The organism is Pseudomonas sp. BN505, from assembly GCF_029873175.1.
GTDB lineage: Bacteria > Pseudomonadota > Gammaproteobacteria > Pseudomonadales > Pseudomonadaceae > Aquipseudomonas > Aquipseudomonas putida.
Genome location: NZ_SSOI01000042.1, coordinates 1 through 20,618, shown reverse-complemented (window position 1 = coordinate 20,618; position 20,618 = coordinate 1). Strand labels below are relative to the sequence as shown.

The following is a 20,618-nucleotide window of genomic DNA, read 5'->3' as shown; positions in this document are numbered from 1 at the left end:
CTTGAGGTCAGTGCTTGCTGGCGCCGGCAGCGCCGATACCGGTCATGGAGCGGATGAACTGGGCCAGGTAGCGGCCTCGTTCTTCACTGGCACGTTCGGAGCTGTCGGTAACCGAGAACACCCACGCACTGAGGAATGCCAGGCTCATGGAGAACAACGCCGGGTTGCTGTACGGGAACAGCGCTTTCTCGTGATGCAGCACGTTGACCCACACTGCCGGGCCCAATACCACCAGCAGCACCGCCGACGCCAGGCCGGCCATGCTGCCGCACACCGCGCCGCGAGTGGTCAGGCCCTTCCAGAACATCGAAAGGAGCAGTACCGGGAAGTTGACCGAGGCAGCCACCGCCAGCACCAGGCCGGACAGGAAGGCGATGTTCTGCGACTCGAACATCAGGCCAAGCAGCACCGCCAGCAGGCCGATCAGCAGGGTGGCGATACGCGATACGCGCATTTCTTCCTGCTCGGTGGCCTTGCCTTGGCGGATCACGCAGGCATACAGGTCGTGGGAGACCGCCGATGCGCCGGACAGCGCCAGGCCGGCGACCACGGCCAGGATGGTGGCAAAGGCCACAGCGGAGATGAAGCCAAGGAACAGGTTGCCACCGACAGCCTGGGCCAGGTGCACGGCGATCATGTTGCCGCCGCCAATGATTGCACCGGTCGCGTCGCGGTAGGACGGCTCGGTGCCGACCATCACGATGGCACCAAAGCCGATGACGATCAGCAGCAGGTAGAAGTAACCGATGAAACCAGTGGCGTAGAACACGCTCTTGCGGGCTTCCTTGGCGTCACTGACGGTAAAGAAGCGCATCAGGATATGCGGCAGGCCGGCGGTGCCGAACATCATGCCCAAGCCCAGGGAAATGGCATCCACCGGATTGGACAGCAAGCCCCCCGGGGCCATGATGGCCTGGCCCTTGGCATGCACGGCGACGGCGCTGGCGAACATGGCTTCGGTGCTGAAGCCGAAGTGCTTGAGCACCATGAAGGCCATGAAGCTGGTGCCCGACAGCAACATCACCGCCTTGATGATCTGCACCCAGGTGGTGGCGAGCATGCCGCCGAAGGTGACATAGGCAACCATCAGTACACCGACCAGCATCACGGCGTACAGGTAGCTGATGCCGAACAGCAGCTCGATCAGCTTGCCGGCGCCGACCATCTGCGCCACCAGGTACATCAGCGCCACGACCAGGGTGCCGAACGCCGAAGTCAGGCGCACCGGGGTTTGTGCCAGGCGGTAACTGACTACGTCGGCAAAGGTGTACTTGCCCAGGTTGCGCAGGCGTTCGGCGATCAGGAACAGAATGATCGGCCAGCCGGCCAGCACGCCCAGGGCATACAACAGGCCGTCATAGCCGTTCATGAACATCATCGCGGAAATGCCCAGGAAGGAGGCGGCGCTGATCATGTCGCCGGCAATCGCCAGGCCGTTCTGCATGCCGGTCAGGCCCCCACCGGCGGTATAGAAGTCGCTGGCCGAACGGGTGCGCAAGGCCGCCCAGCGGGTGACCAGCAGGGTGAAGCAGACGAACACCATGAACATCGAGATGGCGGTCCAGTTCATTGTGCGCACTCCTGCTTGACCTTTTCGTTGAGCGGGTCGAGCACATTGTTGGCGCGGTGTACGTAGATGCCGGTCAGGGCGAAGGACAGCAGCACCATCAGCACCCCCACCAGCATGCCGACTGTGGTCACACCGCCGCTAAGGGATTGGCCAAGCGTGCTGGGAGAGAACGCCACCAACAGGACGAAGCCGTAGTAGATCACCAGCATGGCCAGGGTCAGGCTGCCGTTGAGGCGGCGTTTACGCCGCACCAGGTGTTGGAAATCGGGGTGGTTGGCGATGCTTTCTATGCGTTCGGGTGTCATGGCAAGCGATCTCTTGGTTTTGTAATTGTTTTGTTGAGGTCACGCGGGTGTTGCGGTATTGCAAAGGGCCTCTTCGCGGGCATGCCCGCTCCCACAGGGAGGATGTTGTCCTCAGCCTTTGTGCGGTGCCTGTGGGAGCGGGCGCGCCCGCGAAGCAGGCGGGGCGGTCTTAAAGCTGGTCGAAGTCGAGCACCACCTTGTCGCTCACCGGGTAGGTCTGGCACGACAGCACATACCCGGCTGCCACTTCGTAGTCTTCCAAGGCATGGTTGCTGTCCATTTCCACTTCCCCCTCGATCACCCGGCATTTGCAGGTCGAGCACACGCCGGCCTTGCACGAGTAGGGCAGTTCCGCACCGATGGCATTGCCAGCGTCCAGCACGTTCTGGGTGTTGCGTGGCAAGTCGAAGGTGAGGGCACGGCCGTCGCTGATCACGGTGATGTGGCTGAGCGCGGAATCCACCTGGCGCGCGGCCTCACGGGCTTCGCGGCGGGTTTCGCTGCCGGCGGCGGCGAACAGCTCGAAATGAATGCGCTCCTTGCCCAGGCCATTGGCCTGCAGGCTGTCACGCACGGTTTCGGTCATCGCCTGGGGGCCGCAGATGAAGGCGGCGTCCAGGCCTGGCACATCCAGCCAACGGGAGAACAGCTGGCCGCATTTGTCCGCATCGATGCGACCGTTGTACAGGTCGACATCCTGCTGCTCGCGGCTGAACACGAAAATCAGGTTCAGCCGGTCGAGGTAGCGGTTTTTCAGGTCTTCGAGCTTGTCGCGGAACAGCGCGCCAGAGCTGGAGCGGTTGCCGTACAGCAAGGTGAAGCGGCTGTGCGGCTCACTGTCCAGGGTGGTGCCAATAATCGACAGGATTGGGGTAATGCCGCTACCAGCGGCCACGCCCAGGTAATTGCCCTGGCGGGCAGCGTCCAGCGGCACGAAGAAGCTGCCCGCTGGCGGCATCACCTCCAGTTGCTGGCCGGCCTTGAGCACTTCATTGGCAAACGCCGAGAAACGCCCGCCTGGCACGCGCTTGACGGCCACGCGCAGCTCGCCGTCCTGCACGGCGCTGCAGATAGAGTAAGAGCGGCGGACCTCTTCGTTGTCCAGCTGCGTGCGCATGACCAGGTACTGGCCCTGGGTAAAGCGGAACTGCGCCTGCAGGTGCTCGGGCACGTCGAAGGCAATCGAAACCGCATCACGGGTTTCGTTGCGCACTTGCTTGATGGTCAGGCTGTGAAACTGGCTCATGGCGTTCTCCACGGCTCAAATGCATTTGAAATAGTCGAACGGCTCCAGGCACTCGCGGCAGCGGTACAGCGCCTTGCAAGCGGTGGAGCCGAACTGGCTGAGCAATTCGGTATGGGCGCTGCCGCACTGCGGGCAGCACACCTGGGGTGTTTCACCTAGCAGGCTGCGCTTGCTGGCGCTGCCTTGCGGCGGAGCGATGCCGTAGAGGCGCAGGCGCTCGCGGCCCAGCTCGCTGATCCAGTCGGTGCTCCAGGCCGGGGTCAACCGGCGCTCAAGATCCGGTGCGGGGAAGCCCGCCTGCTCCAGCGCCTGGCGGATATCACCCTCGATCACCTCGGTGGCCGGGCAGCCGGAGTAGGTCGGCGTGACCACCAGGTGCAGGTGGCCGGCGCGCCAGTCGAGGTCGCGGACTATTCCCAGGTCGACCACGCTGACCACAGGTACTTCCGGGTCCATGACCTGGGCAAGGACCTCCCAGGCCCGGGCCAGGTCGTCGCCGCGTGGCGGCCGCGCGCCACGGTCGCCGGCAATCAGCTCACCAGGTTGCATCGGGGTAAGCCCTTGGCAGGAACTGCATCTCGGCCAGCAGCAGGCCCAGGTGCTCGGTGTGCAGGCCTTTGCGACTGTCCAGGTAGAAGTGGCTGGCAGCCTTGGGCAGCGGCAGCTCGACCGAAGCGAAAGTCTCGCTCACCTGTTTGAGCCACGCGGCACCCACAGTTGCCGGGGCAGCGGCAATACCCGCTTCGGCCAACCGCACCTCGTTGTCGCTGGCGGCCGTCAGTTCGACGGTGAAGCGCCACAGTGCCGGAATGGCGGCGAGCATGCGTTGGCGGCTTTGTTCTGTACCGCCCCCCATACGCTGTACCCACTCGCTGGAACGGCGCAGGTGGTAGGTGACTTCCTTGAGTGCCTTGGCGGCGATACCGGCGATACGCTCGTCGCGGGACCCGACCAGGCCCTGTAGCACGGCGAAGTGCCAGGCGTCGTAGAGGAACTGCTTGGTCATGGTCACGGCGAAATCACCGTTGGGTTGCTCGACCAGCAGCAGGTTGCGGTAGGCGCGCTCGTCTCGGCGGAAGGCCAGGGCGTCGGCGTCGCGACCGTCGTCAAGCAGTTCGGCTGCGTATTCCAGCCAGTTGCGGGCCTGGCCGACCAGGTCCAGGCCAACGTTCATCAGGGCCAGCTCTTCTTCGATGGCAGGGGCGTGGCCACACCATTCGCAGAGGCGCTGGCCTTGGACCAGGGCACTGTCGCCGAGCAGCAACAGGTAAGGGATCAGGGCTTCGTTGTGCATGACCAACCTCACATGTGTCCGACTTCATCGGGCAGCTCGTAGAAGCTGGCATGGCGGTAGACCTTGTCGTCCGAAGGAGCGAACAGCGGGTCTTTCTCGTCGGGGGAGGAGGCGGTGATCAGCGCCGAAGGCACTACCCACAGGCTGACGCCCTCGCTGCGGCGGGTGTACAGCTCGCGGGCATTTTCGATGGCCATGGCGGCGTCGGCGGCGTGCACGCTGCCGACATGCTTGTGGTTAAGGCCGTGCTTGCTGCGCACGAACACTTCGTAGAGGGTCCAGACAGACATTTTCGATCTCCGCATCAATCGCCGCTCAGGCGGCGTTCTTGTTCTGTTGCTTGCGCGCGTAGGCCACGGCGGCCTCGCGTACCCAGGCGCCGTCCTCGATGGCCTTGCGGCGGGTGGCGACACGTTCCTGGTTGCACGGGCCGTTGCCCTTGATCACTTCGTAGAACTCGTCCCACTGGATTTCGCCGAAGTCGTAGTGACCGCGCTCGGCGTTCCACTTCAGTTCAGGGTCGGGGGCGGTGCAGCCGAGCAGTTCGAGCTGCGGCACGGTCTGGTCGATGAAACGCTGGCGCAGTTCATCGTTGGTCTGGCGCTTGATCTTCCAGGCCATGGACTGTGCGCTGTTCGGGGAGTGTTCGTCGCTGGGGCCGAACATCATCAGCGATGGCCACCACAGGCGATTGATCGCGTCCTGGACCATGTCGCGCTGGGCCTGTGTGCCGTGACGCATCATGGTCAGGAGGATTTCGTAGCCCTGGCGCTGGTGAAAGCTCTCTTCCTTGCAGATACGAACCATTGCGCGGGAGTAGGGGCCATAGGAGGTGCGCTGCAGCACCACCTGGTTGACGATAGCGGCCCCATCCACCAGCCAGCCCACTGCGCCCATGTCGGCCCAGCTGAGGGTGGGGTAGTTGAAGATGCTCGAATACTTCGCCTTGCCGCTGTGCAGCTTGGCGATCTCCTCGTCGCGGTCGGCGCCCAGGGTCTCCATGGCGCTGTACAGGTACAGGCCGTGGCCGGCCTCGTCCTGGATCTTTGCCATCAGTTGCAGCTTGCGCTTGAGGCTAGGCGCGCGGGTGACCCAGTTGCCTTCGGGCAGCATGCCGACGATTTCCGAGTGGGCGTGCTGGGAAATCTGCCGGATCAAGGTCTGGCGGTAGGCCTCGGGCATCCAGTTCTTGGCTTCGATCTTGATTTCGGCGTCGATCTTTTCCTGGAAGTTGCGTTCCTCGGGGGACATTTCTTCCAGCGACTTTACGCGCTTGACTCCGGTTTCCACTAGCTGTGCGTACATGTGCTGCGACTCCTGCTAAGGCATGAGTCATTTGTAAGCGATACAAAACACAACGTCAAACAGTTTTAGGTGTATCAAATAAGATTTGTGTATCGCTTTTCGACCTCTTCGCAGGTAAACCCGCTGCCACAGGGGTTGCGCGGCACCTGCAAGCGCGCATAAAACGCAAAAAAAAGCCCCGGACTATGCCGGGGCCGAAGAGGCAGCCGAATGAATCAGCTGGCCAACCGTTTGTCGTACACGTGGCACGCCTTGCCCTCGGAACGCTTGAGCGTGCCGCAAGCCTGCAGGTGCACCTGGGTGCTGATGCCGATGTAGGTCTTGATCTGTTTGCTCAGCTCCCCGATAACCAGCTTGCGCTGGCCTTCATCGAGGTGCTGGCACTCCGCACGCAACTCTACATGCACCTCTACGCTGTCCAGGTTGCCATTGCGATACAAATGAATCTCATACATCTCGGAAAGCTGTTTTATTTTTAATACCTGTTCCTCGATCTGGGTCGGGAACACGTTGACGCCGCGAATGATCAGCATGTCGTCACTGCGCCCGGTAATCTTGCCGATCCGCCGCATCGGCCTGGCGGTGCCGGGCAGCAGGCGGGTGAGGTCACGGGTGCGGTAGCGCACCATCGGAAGCGCCTCTTTGCTTAGCGAGGTGAACACCAGTTCGCCCAGCTGACCGTCTGGCAATACTTCGCCGGTGACCGGGTCGATGATTTCGGGGTAGAAGTGGTCTTCCCATATGGTCGGGCCGTCCTTGGTTTCGATGCATTCCATGGCCACCCCGGGGCCCATGATTTCCGACAAACCATAGATGTCGAGGGCATTGATGCCCAGGCGCTGCTCGATCGAGCGACGTAGTTCATCGGTCCAAGGTTCGGCACCGAAAATTCCCAGGCGTAGCTTGAGGTCATGCGGGTCGATGCCCTGGCGCTCGATCTCGTCGGCCAGGTTGAGCATGTAGGACGGTGTGACCATGATGATGTCGGGCTGAAAGTCGCGGATCAGCTGCACCTGCTTCTCGGTCTGGCCACCCGACATCGGGATTACCGTACAGCCCAGGCGCTCGGCGCCGTAGTGCGCACCAAGCCCGCCAGTGAAAAGCCCATAGCCGTAGGAAACATGCACTTTGTCACCCTTGCGCCCGCCGGCCGCACGGATCGAGCGCGCCACGACATTGGCCCAGGTGTTGATGTCATTCTGGGTGTAACCGACCACCGTCGGCTTGCCGGTGGTGCCGCTGGAAGCATGCAGGCGCACCACCTCTTCCTGGGGGACGGCGAACATCCCGTAGGGGTAGTTGTCGCGCAGGTCGTTCTTGCCGGTGAAGGGGAACTTCGCCAGGTCTTCCAGGCACGTGAGGTCGTCGGGGTGGGCGCCGCATTCGGCAAAGCGCTGGCGGTACAGCGGCACATTGTCGTAGGCGTGCTTCAGGCTCCAGCGCAGGCGCTCCAGCTGGTGCTGGCGCAGGGCGTCGACACTGGCGGTTTCCATCGGGTCCAACAGGGCACGGTCGGCATCATGGTACATGTTCATGGCTTCACTCGAATTGTTCTTGTACGCCGCGCGCCAGCGGTTGCAAGCCACGCGGTGAGTGTCATGAGCGCAGCATATACGGCTGCGTTCGGTTCGGTAACAGGCTGATGGTCTGATCCGCTCAGAGGCGCTCGATGACCATGGCTATGCCTTGGCCAACCCCGATGCACATGGTGCAAAGGGCATAGCGCCCGGCGGTTGCTTCCAGCTCGTGGAGGGCGGTTGTAACCAGCCGCGCACCACTCATGCCCAGCGGATGGCCGAGGGCGATGGCTCCGCCGTTGCGGTTGACCCGGGGGTCGTCGTCGGCCAGGCCCAGCTCGCGCAACACTGCCAAGCCCTGGGCGGCGAACGCTTCGTTGAGTTCGATGACGTCGAGGTCGGCCAACGACAATCCCGTAAGCTCAAGCACCTTCCGGGTTGCGGGTACCGGGCCGATGCCCATCAGCCGCGGCTCAACCCCGGCCACCGCCATGCCGACGATACGGCCGCGGGCTTTCAGGCCATGGCGCCGGGCAGCGGCGCTGCTGGCCAGCAGCAGGGCACAGGCGCCGTCGTTGACGCCGGAGGCATTGCCGGCGGTGACGCTGCCGCCCTCACGGAATGGCGTGCCGAGGCGGGCCAGTTGTTCCAGCGTCGTGTCGCCGCGCAAATGCTCGCCGTGCTCCACCCGTTTGGCCGGTCCTTTACGCTGCGGGATCTCGACCGGTACGATTTCTTGCGCCAGGCGGCCGCAGGCCTGAGCTGCAGCCGCCTTGTGCTGGCTGCGCAGGGCGAAGGCATCCTGATCGACGCGGGAAATGCCAAACTGTTCAGCCACGTTCTCGGCGGTTTCCGGCATCGAATCGGTGCCGTAGGCAGCCTTCATCAGTGGGTTGACGAAGCGCCAACCGATGGTGGTGTCGAACAACTCCGCTGCGCGGCCGAACGCCTGCTCCGACTTACCCATCACGAATGGCGCACGCGACATCGACTCTACGCCGCCAGCCAGCATCAGCCCGGCTTCACCGCAGCGCAGGGCGCGGGCCGCGTTGCCGATGGCGTCCAGGCCCGAACCACACAGTCGGTTGATCGTGGTCCCGGGCACTTCCATCGGCAGCCCGGCCAGCAGGCTGGCCATGTGCGCCACGTTGCGGTTGTCTTCGCCGGCCTGGTTGGCACAGCCGAGGATCACGTCGTCGATCGCTTTCCAGTCAAGCTCGGGGTGGCGCTGGATCAAGGCCTTCAGTGGGATGGCGGCGAGGTCGTCGGCACGTACGCCGCTCAAGGCCCCGGCATAGCGGCCGATGGGGGTGCGCACGGCGTCGATGATCAAGGCATCGGCGAGGGTGGGTTCAGTCATGTTGTGTCTCCTGCGCCAGCACGGTGCCGCGCACTTTGTAGGATTTGCCATGGAACATCGCCACCAGCTCACCGCGCTGGTTGTGGATGCGCACGTCGTACAGGCCGGTGCGGCCTTTGCGGCTGACCTCGCTGGCGTCGGCGGTGAGCACGTCATCGCGCAACGCCGGGGCCAGGTAGTCAATGCTGCAGCCCAGCGCCACGGTGGCCTGGTCATAGCTGTTACAGGCAAAAGCAAACGCCGAGTCGGCCAGGGCGAAGAGGAACCCGCCATGGCACGTGCCGTGGCCCTGGATCATGTCGGCGCGTACCGTCATACGCAGGCTTGCCCGGCCCGGGCCGGCATCCAGCAGGCTGATGCCCAGGCCCTGAGTGGCCGGGTCGCGGGCATACATGGCGTCGGCACAGGCGTGTGCCAGTTCGAGTTCAGTCATGCAGGGTGCCTCCTTTGGCCTCGCAGCGACGTAACAACAGGGAAGGGCGGTAGCGGCTCTCGCCATAGCTGCGCTGCAGGTTGTCGAGCACGCGCAGGGTGTGGGCAATACCGATGTTCGTCGCCCAGGCCAGCGGGCCGCAGGGGTAATTGACACCGGCGCGCATGGCCAGGTCGATGTCGGCGGCGCTGCCGACGCCCTGCAGCACTGCATCAGCGGCTTCGTTGGCGAGCATTGCCACTGTGCGCAGTACCACCAGGCCGGGCAGGTCGGCGACCGCAGTGACCTTGAGGCCGGCCCGCTGCAGCAGGGCCACCGCCTGGTCGCGGGCGCTTTCGGTGGTATCGCCCGACCAGCTGATGGCAATCCGCGAGGCAATGCTGTAGTCCAGCGCGAGATCGAGCAGCACCAGGTTGCGCAGCCCATCTTCACGGGCGCGCTGGCTGGCGAGGCGGCCATCGGACAATGCCAGGGTGGCATCACCGACCTGGATCACGCCGCTACCGGCACGCTGGGTCACGACGATGCCGTTCTGGCGCAGGCGCTCGACCAGTGGCTGAAGTACACCCAGTTGCCCCTCGATAACGCAGGCTTCGGCCTTGGTGGAGCTGTGCAATTCGACCGGTGCAGGGCGCTCGGCGCCTTCGGCGTAGCTATAGAAGCCTTGCCCAGTCTTGCGGCCGAGGCGGCCGGCATCCACCAGCTCTTTTTGCACCAGTGAAGGCTGGAAGCGGAAGTCCCCATAGAACGCATCGAACACTGAGCACGTAACGGCGTAGTTGACGTCGTGGCCGATCAGGTCGGTAAGCTCGAACGCCCCCATGCGGAAACCACCCGCATCGCGAAGCAGCGCATCAAGGCTGGCGCAGTCCGCTGCTCCTTCCTGTAGCAGGCGCAGGCTCTCGGCATAGAAAGGCCGTGCCACACGGTTGACGATAAAGCCCGGTGTCGAGCGCGTGTGCACCGGCTGTTTGCCCCAGGCCTGGGCGGTGTCGTAGATACACGCGGCCACGGCCGGTTCGGTTGCCAGGCCTGACACCACCTCGACCAGCGCCATCAGCGGTGCCGGGTTGAAGAAGTGCATGCCCACCACCTGCTGCGGGCGTGCAAGGCCTGCAGCCAGGCTGGTAATGGACAGCGACGAAGTGTTGCTGGCAATTATGCAATCAGCCGTGCACAGGGCTTCTAGCTGGCTGAAGAGCGCCTGCTTGACCTGCAGGTTCTCGACGATGGCTTCGATCACCAGGCCGGCATCAGCCAATGCTTCGAGCGTGTCGACCGGGCATAGCCGAAGGCTGATCATTTCGCGCTCTACGGCCCGCAGCTTGCCTTTTTCCACGAGCCGGGCGAGTTGCCGTTCTATACCGGCCACTGCCTGGGCGGCAGCCCCCGGGCGGTTGTCGTAAAGCTTTACCGGGTGACCGGCCTGGGCGGCGACCTGGGCGATGCCGGCGCCCATGGCACCGGCACCGATCACCGCTACTTGCACTGTGCTTGCGAGTGCGCCCATGTTCAGCGCCCCTTGAATGCGGGTGTGCGCTTGTTCATGAAGGCGCTCACGCCTTCACGGTAGTCCTCGCTGCGCCCGGCCAAGCGTTGCAGGTCGCGCTCGAGTTCCAGTTGTTCATCGAAGCCGTTGTCGAAACTGGCATTGAGGCTGCGCTTGATCAGCGCGAGGCCATAGGTGGGCTGGCTGGCGAGCTGGCGAGCGAGGGTGAGGGCTTCGTCGCGCAGGGCGGCATCGTCCACCACGCGGTGGATCAGCCCCCATTGCTGGGCCTGTTCGGCACCAAGCCGCTCGCCCAGCATGGCCAGTGCTTTAGCCCGCGCCATGCCGACCAGGCGCGGCAGCAACCAGGTACCACCAGAGTCCGGCACCAGGCCGATTTTGCAAAATGCCTGAATGAAGCTGGCCGATCGCCCGGCCAGCACCAGGTCGCAGGCCAGTGGGATGTTGGCACCGGCGCCGGCGGCCACACCATTTACCGCACAGATCACCGGCAGCGGCAGGTCGCGCAGGGTGCGCACCAACGGGTTGTAGAACTTGTCGATCGATTCGCCCAGGTCTGGCACCTCGGCGTCTGGGGCGACGTTACGGTCGGACAGGTCCTGGCCGGCGCAAAAGCCGCGGCCCTCAGCCGTCAGCAACAGCACCCGTGCATCACTGCTCTGGCGAACTTGCTTGAGGGCTTCGCGCACTTCAAGGTGCATGGCGGCGTTGAAGCTGTTCAGCTGCTCGGGGCGGTTCAAGGAGAGGAAGGCCACGCCGTCCTCGATGGAAAACAGGATGTGCTGGAAAGTCATGACAGACTCGCTCCGTCAGTCGAGGGGTAAATGATCAGCGGCCTTGGAAGCGCGCCGGGCGCTTTTCCTGAAAGGCCTGAATGCCTTCGTCACGGTCGGCGGTGCCGGCCAGCAGGGTGAATGCATGGCGTTCGAAGCGCAGGCCACTGGCCAGGTCGGTATCACCGGCCTTGAGCAGCGCCTCTTTTGCCAGGCGCACTGCCAGCGGCGCCTTGGCGGCGATGTTGCGGGCGATCTGCATGGCGCGTTCTACGGTGAATTCGGGCTGGGTTATTTCGCTGACCAGGCCGGCTTGCTGGGCGTGACGGGCGGTGATGGCTTCGCCGGTCAGCACCATCTGCATGGCCAGCGGCTTGCCGACGGCACGCAACAGGCGCTGTGTGCCGCCAGCACCGGGGATGATGCCGAGGTTGATCTCCGGCTGGCCGAAGCGGGCGTCGCTGCCGGCGATGACGATGTCGGCACACATCACCAATTCGCAACCGCCACCCAGGGCGTAGCCGTTGACCGCAGCAATCAGCGGCTTGGCAAAGGCGGCGATGCGTTGCCAGTGGGCTACTCGAGGGTCGTTGAGGATGCCGACCAGGTCGCGCTCTGCCATTTCGCGGATGTCAGCGCCTGCGGCGAACGCCTTGCGGCTGCCGGTGAGCACAACAGCGCCTATCTGGTCATCCCGGGCGGCTGCGTCGAGCGCAGTGGCCAGCTCTGCCAGTAACTCGGTACACAGGGCATTCAGTGCCTCGGGCCGTTGCAGGGTAATGAGCTGAACGCCGTTTTCCGGCGCCTGCACGTCGAGATATCGCGGCATGTCGGGTTCCTCTGGCTGCACGCACGGCACATCGTGGGCCGGCATTTCTTGGAATTGTTTGCAGGGGCGTGACGATGGATCACGACCAGGTGGGGTGAGTATATGCATTACGTGATACGGAAATGCAACATCGAAAATTGTTTCGTGTATCTCATAGCGTCAATGATAGTGTTGCTGTCGTGCAGTGCAAATGCCGTATTCAGCGCTGATAATGGCGAGATTGCTGATTTTTTTGCTAGGTTTTCAGGAGGATCTTAGCCATGAGAAAGCGATACACGACTACGCCGATTGACGACGAAATATTTTTTGATACAAGATCGGGTGCCATTTCAAATCATTTCTGGAGCTTTCATGCCTTGCTATCGACTGGACGGCTTGACGCCTGTGGTTCACCCCACAGCCTACGTGCACCCAAGCGCAGTACTGATTGGCGACGTCATCGTCGGCCCACGTTGCTACATAGGGCCCTTGGCATCGCTCAGGGGTGATTTCGGCCGCATCGTGCTGGAAGAGGGCGCCAACTTGCAGGACACCTGTGTAATGCATGGTTTTCCGGGTGGCGACACGGTGGTCGAACGAAACGGGCATGTTGGTCATGGCGCGGTGTTGCACGGCTGCAAAGTGGGCGAGGACGCCTTGATCGGCATGAACGCTGTGGTGATGGATGGCGCCCATGTCGCACCACGCTGCATCGTCGCGGCGACGGCGTTCGTCAAAGCCCGCTTCGCATGTGAAGCGCAGAGCCTGGTGATGGGGTCGCCGGCCCAGGTCAAACGGCCCTTGAGCGAACAGGAGTTGGCCTGGAAGCAGCGCGGTACTGCGGAGTATCAGCACCTGGCGCAGCGCTGCATGAACAGCATGGTCGAATGCCCGCCATTGGCCGAAGCCGAACCAGGGCGCCCGCGCATGGAAGATACCGGTGTACGGCCCAAAGGCCAGGCTTCGGCATGAGCCTGGTAGCGTCACGCAATGGTCAGGCGGCCCGCCGCACAGGTATAGTCGGTGCTTTATCCGCGCACAGTTCGCCCATGAGCAATCTTGCCCCACTGAACAACCTGATCACTCGCTTTCAGGAGCAGACGCCAATCCGCGCCAGCTCACTGATCATCACCTTGTACGGCGATGCCATCGAGCCCCATGGGGGGACCGTCTGGCTGGGTAGCCTGATCAACCTGCTGGAGCCGATCGGCATCAACGAACGACTGATCCGCACGTCGATCTTTCGCCTCACCAAAGAGGGTTGGCTCACCGCTGAAAAAGTTGGCCGACGCAGTTACTACAGCCTGACGGGCACTGGCCGCCGCCGTTTCGAAAAAGCCTTCAAACGTGTCTACAGCCCGAGCCAACCGGCCTGGGATGGCGCCTGGACGCTGGTGTTGCTGTCGCAGCTTGAGGCCGGCAAACGCAAGGCCTTGCGTGAAGAGCTGGAATGGCAGGGGTTTGGCGTTATGGCGCCGAACCTGCTTGGCTGCCCACGGGCAGACCGCGCTGATCTGACCGCAACCTTGCGTGACCTGGAAGCCAGCGACGACAGTATCGTCTTCGAAACCCACACCCAGGAAGTGCTCGCGTCCAAGGCCATGCGCGCCCAGGTGCGGGAGAGCTGGCGTATCGATGAGCTGGGGCAGCAGTACAGCGAGTTCATCCAGCTGTTCAGGCCGCTGTGGCAGAGCCTGAAAGAGCAGCAACTGCTCGATGCGCAAGATTGTTTCCTGGCGCGCACCCTGCTGATTCACGAGTACCGCCGCCTGCTGTTGCGCGACCCGCAACTGCCAGACGAGCTGCTGCCAGGGGATTGGGAGGGAAGGGCCGCGCGACAGTTGTGCCGCAACCTGTATCGGCTGGTGTTTGCCAAGGCAGAGGAGTGGCTGAATGCGGCGCTGGAGACGGCCGACGGGCCTTTGCCGGATGTGAACGAGGGCTTCTACCAGCGCTTTGGCGGGCTGGCCTGAACAAAAATGCTACACCCTGCAGGTCGGTGATGGCGAAGGTTCTCAGCCCGGCGGCGGCAGGGCTTCAGGGTGTCGAGCATGGTGCTTTCGGGGAGTGCTTGCGTTCACCGTCAAGGCCGCCTTGCTCGAACGCCATCAATGCTGGCATGTCGAGTATTTCCACCAGCCTGCCGTGCAGGCTGACGACGTCTTGCGCACGCAAGCGGGCGACCGATCGGCATACGGTCTCCAGGCGCAGGCCCAGGTAGGATGCTATGTCCTCGCGCGACATGCGTAACATGAAGCCATGGGCGGAGTAGCCACGGTTGACGAAGCGCCGGGACAGCCCGATCAGAAAACTGGCCAGGCGCTGTTCGGCGGTGAGGTTGCACAACATCAGCACGCGCTCGTGTTCACGTACGATCTCCCGGCTCATCAAGCGGTTCAGGCTTTGTTGCAAGGCCGGAAAGTCGCGCGCCAGCGCTTGCAGGCGACGATAGGGGACCGGGCAGACTTCGCTATCTTCCAGGGCGATCGCGTCGCAGACATGGTGATCGGTAGCGATGGCATCCAGCCCGAGCACGTCGCCCGGCATCCAGAAGTTGATCACGACACCCTGGCCCTCGACGCTGTTGAGGCTGGTCTTGAAACTGCCGCAGCGCACGGCATAGAGCATGGTCAAGGGATCATTGGCATTGAACAGCGCCGTGCCTTTGCGGATGCGCATGCGCGGCCCGATCAGCGAGCCCAGGCAGCTATTGTCGTGCAGGGGCAAACCGGTGGGCAGGCACAAGCCGCTGACCCGACAATCACGGCACAGCGTCGCCAGCGGTTTCAGGTGAACCGGAGGCGAAGCAGGCTGTTCGAGCAGCGTGACTTTCAGTTGGCCAGACATGTTCAGGCCTCCTTCGCGCATCGGAAATCAGCCCGAGTCTGCGCAACTGGGCGGGGTGACCAGTCCAAGAGCATGCATGGGCAAGAAAACTGCGGAACGATGCAAACAAAGGGGTCCCTGCATCCAGTGCGCGAGGGCCAGGGGGTGATCGCCACTTTTTCGACGAACACCGCTGCTTTCATTAGGGCCATGGCACGCCTCCGGGGCTGGAAATTGTTGTTGATATGGGCGTAGCGTGCGCCCGGCAATCGGCGATACGTTGATCCTCGTCAAGTTTTTGTGCTGTGGGAAATACCGTTGGTCCATTGGGGCGTCAGTTGACAAACGTCAAGTCCGCAAAGCACCGGTAAACGATGCTTCGGTTACGTATCGCAACCGTCGAGGTGTGCCATGGAAACCCCGCAAAGACTGCTGTTGATCGCATCGCCCCTGATGCGCCGAACCCCCGTCTACGACCGAGCCGCAGCCTTGGCCAAGGCCAAGGGCATGGCGCTGCACATCGTGGCTTTCGATTATGTGGAAGGGCTTGCCACGGCGGGCCTGGTCAATGACCAGGCGCTGGCGGTGATGCGCGAAGGTTATGTGCAGCAACACCGGGAGTGGTTGGAAAACCAGGCGCAGCCGATGCGGCGCAACGGCGTCACAGTCACCACTGAAGTGGTGTGGGTGCAACATCCCTTGAACGAGATCCTGGTGCACCTGCGCGAACAGCCGTTCGCCCTGCTGATCAAGGAGTTCGAGCATGAGCCCTGGTGGGCGCGTGCCATGTTCACCAACCTGGATATCCAGCTGCTGCGCGAAACCCGCATACCGCTGCATCTGGTGCACAAGGCCAGCCATGCGTTACCGCGCAGGATCCTGGCGGCGGTGGACCTGTCCAGGCCCGAGGATCAGTTCGAAGGCTTCAACGACCAGATCATCAGTGAGGCGCTGAAACTGGCCCTGCAGTGCAGCGCGCAGATCGAATTGCTGTATGCCTACGACCTGGGTTCCATGTACCTGGACGCGGGCGGCAGCCGGGCGCATTCGTTCCTGTTCGATTCCAACGTCGCCCGGACGCTACACGAAGCACAGAGCGACGCCTTCCAGGCCCTTGCCGAGCGCAATGGCATTGCCGCCGAGCACCGCCACATGCGCATCGGCGACCCGGCCAAAGCCCTGGCCGTGTTCATGGACAACAATGATATCGACATACTGGTCATGGGCAGTTATCACCACCATGGCATCGGCTGGTTCATCGGCAGTACTGCCGAGCGGGTGTTGCATCGCTTGTCCAGCAGTGTGCTGGTGATTTCCCCCGAGCATTCCCAGTGGTGAGGTACAAGGCCCGCAAGGGCCTTGTTTTCAGGCCCGCAGGTCCAGTTCGTGGAGAATCTCGCTGACATCGCCGCCCAGGTAGCGTGAGCTGAACCCCAGCCCCTTGGTCAGCCGGTGCATGGCGTAATTGTTCGCCAGGTCCCTGGAAATCATCCACTCAAAGCCACTGCGCCGCGCCGCGCCGAGCAGGTGCCGCAGCAAGCGCGCACCCAGGCCTTTGCGCTGCCAGTCTTCACGCACCGCTACCGTACATTCGCAGCTCAGGCTGCCCGGTATGCCGGCGTAACGGCTGGCGCCAATTTGCTGCAGGCAACCGTCGACGTGCGCCAGCGCGATGTAGGCTATGCGCTGGTGATAGTCGACCGGCATCCCTTGCGGGTCCAGGCTGGGCAGGCCGCCACTGAGCCCGGCGATGAAGCGCAAGCGCCGAGACTCGTAGGCGATCGTGCTGAGAAAACGCTTGTCCCGGTCGTGATCCTCCTCGCGCAGCGGGCGGATCAGCACAGGCGTACCGTCATCAAGCTTTTCGACCCAGTGCTCGCAGGCGTTCGGCTGTTCACTCTGCTGCGTGTTCATGGTGCCTCCCGTTACCCGGATAGATGCCTGAAGCCGTTGTAACGTGGCGCGCCGCCGCAATTCTGACAATCGTCAAGTTCGGGCCGAATCACCAGTTTCTGATCTGCATCAAACGCCAGCGCGCCAGCGTTCGGAAAATTCCCTCAACACATCCCAGCCGCGCAAGCCCCGGAGGTTCATCATGGGTCAGTTTCGACAATTGCTGGTGCTGCTTACCGAAGTCGATCCCCATTCAGCCGCGCTGCGCAGTGGGCTGGCGCTGGCGCATGTCAGCGGCGCCAGCGTGCATGTGCTGGGGTTGTTCGAGCCGAGCGAGGAGCACCTGCTGCGCGAAGAGCGCCTGAACGAGGCTGATATCAAACGCCAGTACGACCACTACTGCGTGCAACTGCGGGCGCTGGCCGACCGGCACCGCGGCAGCGGTGTGATACTGACGGTCGACAGCCTTGCCGCCGTCGATATCCGCAGCGAGGCCATCGCCTACATCAGCGAACTGCAGCCGGACCTGGTGATCAAGGACAGCGAATCCGCGTCGACCCTGGCGCGGCTGTTCGGTACCCCGCTGGACAGTGCGCTGATGCGAGGTTTCAAGGGGCTCACCCTCTTCGTGCCCAAAGCGGCCGTTTCATTGCCTCGGCGCGTTCTGGTCGCCGTGGATACCTGTTTCAGCGAGACGCCAGAGGTTCAGGAACGGTTTAATCGAGGGCTGATTCGCGTCGCCCAGGCGTTGGCACTGCAGTGCGATGCTGCGTTGCATCTGCTGTCGGCCTACAACCTGGCCGGTGTGTTCGCCGCGGACATGAACGTCACCGAGGCGTGGATCGACGAGCTGCGCGCGGCGCTGCAGGAACCCTTCAACGCCTTGGCAGAGGCAGAAGGTGTGGCGCCGGACCGCCGACACTTCGTGGAGGGCGGCTCGGTGCAGGTGATACGCGAACAGGTCGTGGCACTTGAAGTCGACGCCGTGGTGATGGGCGTGGTGCAGCCCAAAGGGCTGGACAAGCTGCTGGGCGACACTACTGAACGCATGGTCGGCCATCCGCCGTGCAGCGTGCTCGCGGTCCATCCTCATGTGTTCGAAACCCAGGAGCCTTGGCCATGCAACTGACCTTTCTCGGCGGCACCGGGACGGTGACCGGCAGCAAATTCCTGTTGACCCGCGACCGCACGCGGATACTGGTAGACTGCGGGCTGTACCAGGGCTACAAGCAATTGCGCCTGCGCAACTGGGAACCCTTGCCTTCGGCACTGCGGGCGCTGGATGCAGTCGTGCTGACCCACGCCCATCTCGACCACAGTGGCTACCTTCCAGTATTGGCCAGGGAAGGCTATAGCGGACCGATCTATGCCACGCCGGCAACCTGCGCCCTGGCTGAAGTGCTCCTGCTCGACAGCGCTCGGCTGCAGGAGGAGCAGGCCGAACATGCCAATCGCCACGGTTATTCCAAGCACACCCCGGCGCGGCCGCTCTATACCGAGCAGGATGCCAAACAGGCGCTGGCACTATTGCGCCCGGTGGAGCTGCATCAGGCAACGCCGATTGCCGAGGGCATGGACCTGCTGCTGCGCACGGCTGGCCATATCCTGGGCGCGGCGACTGTGCAGGTCAGTGCGCAGGGCCAGACCTTGGTCTTCTCGGGTGACCTGGGCAGGCCGCAAGACCCGATCATGCGGGCACCGGAGCTGGTCCGTACGGCGGATGTGCTGCTTGTGGAGTCCACCTACGGTGATCGCAAGCACCCGACAGAATCGATCGAGGAGTATCTGGCCCAGGTCATCAACCAGACACTCCTGCGCCATGGCATCGTCCTGGTTCCTTCATTCGCTGTCGGGCGCGCCCAGCTGCTGATGTATTACCTCTACAAGCTCAAGCGTGACCGGCTGATCCCGGATATCCCGGTGTACCTGAACAGCCCGATGGCCACCGATGCCACGGCCCTGTATCAGCAGTTTCGCAATCAACATCGGCTACCGGCGGCGGAGTGTGCGGCGATGTGCAAGGGCACACGGATCATCCGCACGGTCGATGAGTCCCGCCACCTTGACCAGCTGCGCGAGCCGGCGGTGATCATTGCCGCCAGTGGGATGGCCACCGGTGGTCGGGTGCTGCACCACCTGAAGGCGCTGGCCCCCAATCCGCGCAACAGCATCCTGTTCTCCGGTTTTCAGGCGGGAGGCACGCGCGGGGCTGATATCGTCGCTGGCGCCCACAGCGTACGCCTGCAGGGCGAAGACGTGCCCATCCGGGCGCAGGTGCACGCCATGGAAAACCTCTCCGCCCACGCCGACGCCGACGAGATCATGGAGTGGTTGCGTGGTTTCACCCGGCCACCGCAGCAGACCTACGTCATCCATGGCGAGCCACACGCTGCCGACACCTTGCGACGGCGCATCAGCCTGGAGCTGGGCTGGCAGGTGTGCGTGCCGGAATATCAGGAAACCGTTGCCATCGACCCGGTGCGCTGAACCCGGCGCGGGAGGTAGTCATGAATACGCAAGCACGTGCGAAACTACGGGCCTGGATGCACCGGCCCAGGGGCAGCGTGGGCTGGATCGTGGCCATCGCCACGTTACTCATAGCGGCGTCTGTCTACCGTGCCGTGAGCCCGAGTTGGCGCATGCCCATGCGCGATCCGGCCGTGCTCCTGAGCCTGCTGGCCTTGTGTGTGGCGCTGGGCTGGGCCGTGCAGCGTGGCGTGAAACGCACGGTCGGCAAAGCCATTTTCAACGGCCAGGAGACGGGCTGGCAGGCCAGGCTGGCCTTCCTGCGCTCGATCACCCGGGAATCGAACGTGCTGATGGGCATGCTGTTGCTCCTGGCGGTGCTGGGCGGTGCCACCGTATGGCTGGCCGGGCGCTCCGTGGCGCAAATCATGGAAAACTGCTCGGCCAACCTGCTGGCACAGGTGCAGGTGCCTGAAAATGAGCAGCTTGCAGCGTTGGTCGGCAAGCCCGTGTGCACCTGCCTGGCGCAAACCTTCCTCCAGCGTAATGGGGTGATCCGCCTGGCGTTGTTCGAGACACCGATGCAGGAAGTGAGCGGCCTGAAGGCGCTGACCCCCGCTGATGAGCAGCGCTGCCTCGCGCAGTTCGATCTGTTGCCCGAGGAGGGGCATGCAGACACGCCTTGAAGCAATGCGGGGAGGGCCGTGGCTTGCCTCGCCCAGCAGGATGACGCGCGCGTCAGTGTAGCGGTCGAACAGCGCTGCGAATGCTGGCGTATCCAGGTGTGGCAAAGGTTCGGCGTACTGATGAAGCACCGGGGCAATATCGGCAGTGTCGACCTGATACTGCTTGCCGTACAGTTTTTCCATCAATTTATTCGAAGGGCCGTTCAGGGGAAAACTCCCGTCGTCGCGCCGCCGCGCCTTGACCTGTCAGGGTGCGGCGGCCCTGGGTCAGATCAGGGAGAGCCGGTGAATGACTTGGCTGGGGTCATCTGGGTCAGCGGCGGTGGTGAACCCCGCCGCCTTGGCCAGGTCGCGCATCGCATGGTTGGCTGCCGCGTCGACCGAATACATCTGCCGCAAGCCCTTGGTCCGGGCATGATCGATCAGGTGCTTGAGCAGCAGGCGACCCAGGCCATGGTGCTGCCAGCTGTCCATGACGGTAACGGCACATTCGCACTCGTCCTTGCCGCTGGCGGTGGCGTAGCGGGAAATGCCCACTTCCTGCAATTCGCCATCCACGTGGGCGAGGGCGACGTAGGCCGCCTGGCGATCCTGGTCGACCTTCATCAGCTGGTCGAGCATGGCTT

The 20,618-nt window shown here is 63.3% G+C and carries 22 protein-coding genes and 1 pseudogene; 6 read left to right on the top strand and 17 right to left on the bottom strand.

Features of this window, described 5'->3' with window-relative positions; all coding sequences use genetic code 11:
• Window positions 1–7 precede the first annotated feature (7 nt).
• From E8E78_RS12465 to paaF, 13 genes are all read right to left on the bottom strand, one after another.
• A complete protein-coding gene (locus E8E78_RS12465; RefSeq protein ID WP_049276232.1) occupies window positions 8–1,570 on the bottom strand; it encodes a cation acetate symporter in 1,563 nt (520 codons plus the stop codon).
• A complete protein-coding gene (locus tag E8E78_RS12460; protein WP_016499671.1) occupies window positions 1,567–1,875 on the bottom strand; it encodes a DUF485 domain-containing protein in 309 nt (102 codons plus the stop codon). Before E8E78_RS12460 ends, E8E78_RS12465 begins: the two co-directional genes overlap by 4 nt.
• A 169-nt stretch (window positions 1,876–2,044) precedes the next feature.
• Window positions 2,045–3,121 carry a 1,2-phenylacetyl-CoA epoxidase subunit PaaE gene (paaE, locus tag E8E78_RS12455; RefSeq protein ID WP_049276231.1) on the bottom strand — a complete coding sequence of 359 codons (1,077 nt, stop codon included), beginning with the start codon at window positions 3,119–3,121 and terminating at the stop codon, window positions 2,045–2,047.
• Between the two features lie 15 nt (window positions 3,122–3,136).
• The gene (gene paaD / locus E8E78_RS12450) at window positions 3,137–3,670 is read right to left on the bottom strand and encodes a 1,2-phenylacetyl-CoA epoxidase subunit PaaD (protein ID WP_016499673.1); all 534 of its coding nucleotides are present in this window, start codon (window positions 3,668–3,670) and stop codon (window positions 3,137–3,139) included.
• Entirely contained in the window at window positions 3,657–4,415 is a 759-nt protein-coding gene (paaC, locus tag E8E78_RS12445; RefSeq protein ID WP_049276229.1) for a 1,2-phenylacetyl-CoA epoxidase subunit PaaC, read from the bottom strand. The genes paaD and paaC overlap by 14 nt, the downstream gene beginning before the upstream one ends.
• An 8-nt stretch (window positions 4,416–4,423) precedes the next feature.
• Entirely contained in the window at window positions 4,424–4,705 is a 282-nt protein-coding gene (paaB, locus tag E8E78_RS12440; protein WP_004374528.1) for a 1,2-phenylacetyl-CoA epoxidase subunit PaaB, read from the bottom strand.
• Window positions 4,706–4,730: 25 nt separating this feature from the next.
• On the bottom strand, window positions 4,731–5,720 hold the full coding sequence (gene paaA, locus E8E78_RS12435; RefSeq protein ID WP_049276226.1) for a 1,2-phenylacetyl-CoA epoxidase subunit PaaA: 990 nt from the start codon (window positions 5,718–5,720) through the stop codon (window positions 4,731–4,733).
• Between the two features lie 215 nt (window positions 5,721–5,935).
• Window positions 5,936–7,255, bottom strand: coding sequence for a phenylacetate--CoA ligase PaaK (paaK, locus tag E8E78_RS12430; RefSeq protein ID WP_059394932.1), 1,320 nt, complete (start codon window positions 7,253–7,255; stop codon window positions 5,936–5,938).
• Between the two features lie 121 nt (window positions 7,256–7,376).
• The gene (gene pcaF, locus E8E78_RS12425; RefSeq protein ID WP_280315131.1) at window positions 7,377–8,597 is read right to left on the bottom strand and encodes a 3-oxoadipyl-CoA thiolase; all 1,221 of its coding nucleotides are present in this window, start codon (window positions 8,595–8,597) and stop codon (window positions 7,377–7,379) included.
• Entirely contained in the window at window positions 8,590–9,030 is a 441-nt protein-coding gene (paaI, locus tag E8E78_RS12420) for a hydroxyphenylacetyl-CoA thioesterase PaaI (RefSeq protein ID WP_016499678.1), read from the bottom strand. Before paaI ends, pcaF begins: the two co-directional genes overlap by 8 nt.
• A complete protein-coding gene (gene paaH, locus E8E78_RS12415; protein ID WP_049277885.1) occupies window positions 9,023–10,540 on the bottom strand; it encodes a 3-hydroxyacyl-CoA dehydrogenase PaaH in 1,518 nt (505 codons plus the stop codon). Before paaH ends, paaI begins: the two co-directional genes overlap by 8 nt.
• 2 nt (window positions 10,541–10,542) lie before the next feature.
• Window positions 10,543–11,334 (bottom strand): 2-(1,2-epoxy-1,2-dihydrophenyl)acetyl-CoA isomerase PaaG, encoded by a 792-nt coding sequence (gene paaG / locus E8E78_RS12410; protein WP_049277884.1) that lies wholly within the window; start codon window positions 11,332–11,334, stop codon window positions 10,543–10,545.
• 34 nt (window positions 11,335–11,368) lie between these two features.
• A complete protein-coding gene (paaF, locus tag E8E78_RS12405) occupies window positions 11,369–12,142 on the bottom strand; it encodes a 2,3-dehydroadipyl-CoA hydratase PaaF (protein ID WP_049277880.1) in 774 nt (257 codons plus the stop codon).
• 351 nt (window positions 12,143–12,493) lie between these two features.
• Here paaF and paaY point away from each other — a divergent pair, with 351 nt between their 5' ends.
• Together paaY and paaX are read left to right on the top strand one after the other, a co-directional pair.
• Window positions 12,494–13,093, top strand: a complete 600-nt coding sequence (gene paaY / locus E8E78_RS12400) for a phenylacetic acid degradation protein PaaY (RefSeq protein WP_049277877.1) — start codon at window positions 12,494–12,496, stop codon at window positions 13,091–13,093.
• Between the two features lie 77 nt (window positions 13,094–13,170).
• Window positions 13,171–14,094 (top strand): phenylacetic acid degradation operon negative regulatory protein PaaX, encoded by a 924-nt coding sequence (gene paaX / locus E8E78_RS12395; protein WP_016499683.1) that lies wholly within the window; start codon window positions 13,171–13,173, stop codon window positions 14,092–14,094.
• A 64-nt stretch (window positions 14,095–14,158) separates the two neighbouring features.
• Here paaX and E8E78_RS12390 read toward each other — a convergent pair whose 3' ends face one another.
• Complete coding sequence (locus E8E78_RS12390; protein WP_049277876.1) at window positions 14,159–14,968, bottom strand: helix-turn-helix domain-containing protein; 810 nt, start codon at window positions 14,966–14,968, stop codon at window positions 14,159–14,161.
• Between the two features lie 390 nt (window positions 14,969–15,358).
• Here E8E78_RS12390 and E8E78_RS12385 point away from each other — a divergent pair, with 390 nt between their 5' ends.
• The gene (locus E8E78_RS12385; RefSeq protein WP_049277874.1) at window positions 15,359–16,285 is read left to right on the top strand and encodes a universal stress protein; all 927 of its coding nucleotides are present in this window, start codon (window positions 15,359–15,361) and stop codon (window positions 16,283–16,285) included.
• 27 nt (window positions 16,286–16,312) lie between these two features.
• Here E8E78_RS12385 and E8E78_RS12380 read toward each other — a convergent pair whose 3' ends face one another.
• The gene (locus tag E8E78_RS12380) at window positions 16,313–16,861 is read right to left on the bottom strand and encodes a GNAT family N-acetyltransferase (protein ID WP_280315138.1); all 549 of its coding nucleotides are present in this window, start codon (window positions 16,859–16,861) and stop codon (window positions 16,313–16,315) included.
• A 181-nt stretch (window positions 16,862–17,042) separates the two neighbouring features.
• On the opposite strand from E8E78_RS12380, the gene E8E78_RS12375 reads away from it, so the two are divergent.
• The 3 genes from E8E78_RS12375 to E8E78_RS12365 are packed head-to-tail and all read left to right on the top strand — an operon-like array spanning window position 17,043 to window position 19,992.
• Window positions 17,043–17,969 (top strand): universal stress protein, encoded by a 927-nt coding sequence (locus tag E8E78_RS12375; protein WP_049277870.1) that lies wholly within the window; start codon window positions 17,043–17,045, stop codon window positions 17,967–17,969.
• Window positions 17,960–19,327: an MBL fold metallo-hydrolase gene (locus E8E78_RS12370; RefSeq protein ID WP_049277868.1), complete on the top strand. Its 1,368-nt coding sequence runs from the start codon at window positions 17,960–17,962 to the stop codon at window positions 19,325–19,327. The genes E8E78_RS12375 and E8E78_RS12370 overlap by 10 nt, the downstream gene beginning before the upstream one ends.
• A 56-nt stretch (window positions 19,328–19,383) precedes the next feature.
• Complete coding sequence (locus E8E78_RS12365; protein ID WP_280315143.1) at window positions 19,384–19,992, top strand: hypothetical protein; 609 nt, start codon at window positions 19,384–19,386, stop codon at window positions 19,990–19,992.
• Window positions 19,993–20,007: 15 nt separating this feature from the next.
• On the opposite strand, the pseudogene E8E78_RS12360 reads toward E8E78_RS12365, so the two are convergent.
• Window positions 20,008–20,199: pseudogene (locus tag E8E78_RS12360) on the bottom strand (erythromycin esterase family protein); the annotation flags it as partial.
• 60 nt (window positions 20,200–20,259) lie between these two features.
• Window positions 20,260–20,618, bottom strand: a 359-nt coding sequence (locus E8E78_RS12355; protein WP_280312263.1) for a GNAT family N-acetyltransferase, incomplete at its 5' end; no start/stop codon positions are given.

Excerpts from the sequence above, each read along its gene's own strand:
- paaI (WP_016499678.1), bottom strand. The coding sequence starts at position 9,030 with ATGACTGAACTCGAACTGGCACACGCCTGTGCCGACGCCATGTATGCC.
- paaF (WP_049277880.1), bottom strand. The coding sequence starts at position 12,142 with ATGCCGCGATATCTCGACGTGCAGGCGCCGGAAAACGGCGTTCAGCTC.
- paaD (WP_016499673.1), bottom strand. The coding sequence starts at position 3,670 with ATGCAACCTGGTGAGCTGATTGCCGGCGACCGTGGCGCGCGGCCGCCA.
- E8E78_RS12380 (WP_280315138.1), bottom strand. The coding sequence starts at position 16,861 with ATGAACACGCAGCAGAGTGAACAGCCGAACGCCTGCGAGCACTGGGTC.
- paaX (WP_016499683.1), top strand. The coding sequence starts at position 13,171 with ATGAGCAATCTTGCCCCACTGAACAACCTGATCACTCGCTTTCAGGAG.
- paaA (WP_049276226.1), bottom strand. The coding sequence starts at position 5,720 with ATGTACGCACAGCTAGTGGAAACCGGAGTCAAGCGCGTAAAGTCGCTG.
- E8E78_RS12370 (WP_049277868.1), top strand. The coding sequence starts at position 17,960 with ATGCAACTGACCTTTCTCGGCGGCACCGGGACGGTGACCGGCAGCAAA.
- E8E78_RS12460 (WP_016499671.1), bottom strand. The coding sequence starts at position 1,875 with ATGACACCCGAACGCATAGAAAGCATCGCCAACCACCCCGATTTCCAA.
- pcaF (WP_280315131.1), bottom strand. The coding sequence starts at position 8,597 with ATGACTGAACCCACCCTCGCCGATGCCTTGATCATCGACGCCGTGCGC.
- E8E78_RS12375 (WP_049277870.1), top strand. The coding sequence starts at position 17,043 with ATGGGTCAGTTTCGACAATTGCTGGTGCTGCTTACCGAAGTCGATCCC.
- paaB (WP_004374528.1), bottom strand. The coding sequence starts at position 4,705 with ATGTCTGTCTGGACCCTCTACGAAGTGTTCGTGCGCAGCAAGCACGGC.
- paaE (WP_049276231.1), bottom strand. The coding sequence starts at position 3,121 with ATGAGCCAGTTTCACAGCCTGACCATCAAGCAAGTGCGCAACGAAACC.
- paaG (WP_049277884.1), bottom strand. The coding sequence starts at position 11,334 with ATGACTTTCCAGCACATCCTGTTTTCCATCGAGGACGGCGTGGCCTTC.
- paaC (WP_049276229.1), bottom strand. The coding sequence starts at position 4,415 with ATGCACAACGAAGCCCTGATCCCTTACCTGTTGCTGCTCGGCGACAGT.
- paaY (WP_049277877.1), top strand. The coding sequence starts at position 12,494 with ATGCCTTGCTATCGACTGGACGGCTTGACGCCTGTGGTTCACCCCACA.
- E8E78_RS12385 (WP_049277874.1), top strand. The coding sequence starts at position 15,359 with ATGGAAACCCCGCAAAGACTGCTGTTGATCGCATCGCCCCTGATGCGC.
- paaK (WP_059394932.1), bottom strand. The coding sequence starts at position 7,255 with ATGAACATGTACCATGATGCCGACCGTGCCCTGTTGGACCCGATGGAA.
- E8E78_RS12465 (WP_049276232.1), bottom strand. The coding sequence starts at position 1,570 with ATGAACTGGACCGCCATCTCGATGTTCATGGTGTTCGTCTGCTTCACC.
- E8E78_RS12365 (WP_280315143.1), top strand. The coding sequence starts at position 19,384 with ATGCACCGGCCCAGGGGCAGCGTGGGCTGGATCGTGGCCATCGCCACG.
- paaH (WP_049277885.1), bottom strand. The coding sequence starts at position 10,540 with ATGGGCGCACTCGCAAGCACAGTGCAAGTAGCGGTGATCGGTGCCGGT.
- E8E78_RS12390 (WP_049277876.1), bottom strand. The coding sequence starts at position 14,968 with ATGTCTGGCCAACTGAAAGTCACGCTGCTCGAACAGCCTGCTTCGCCT.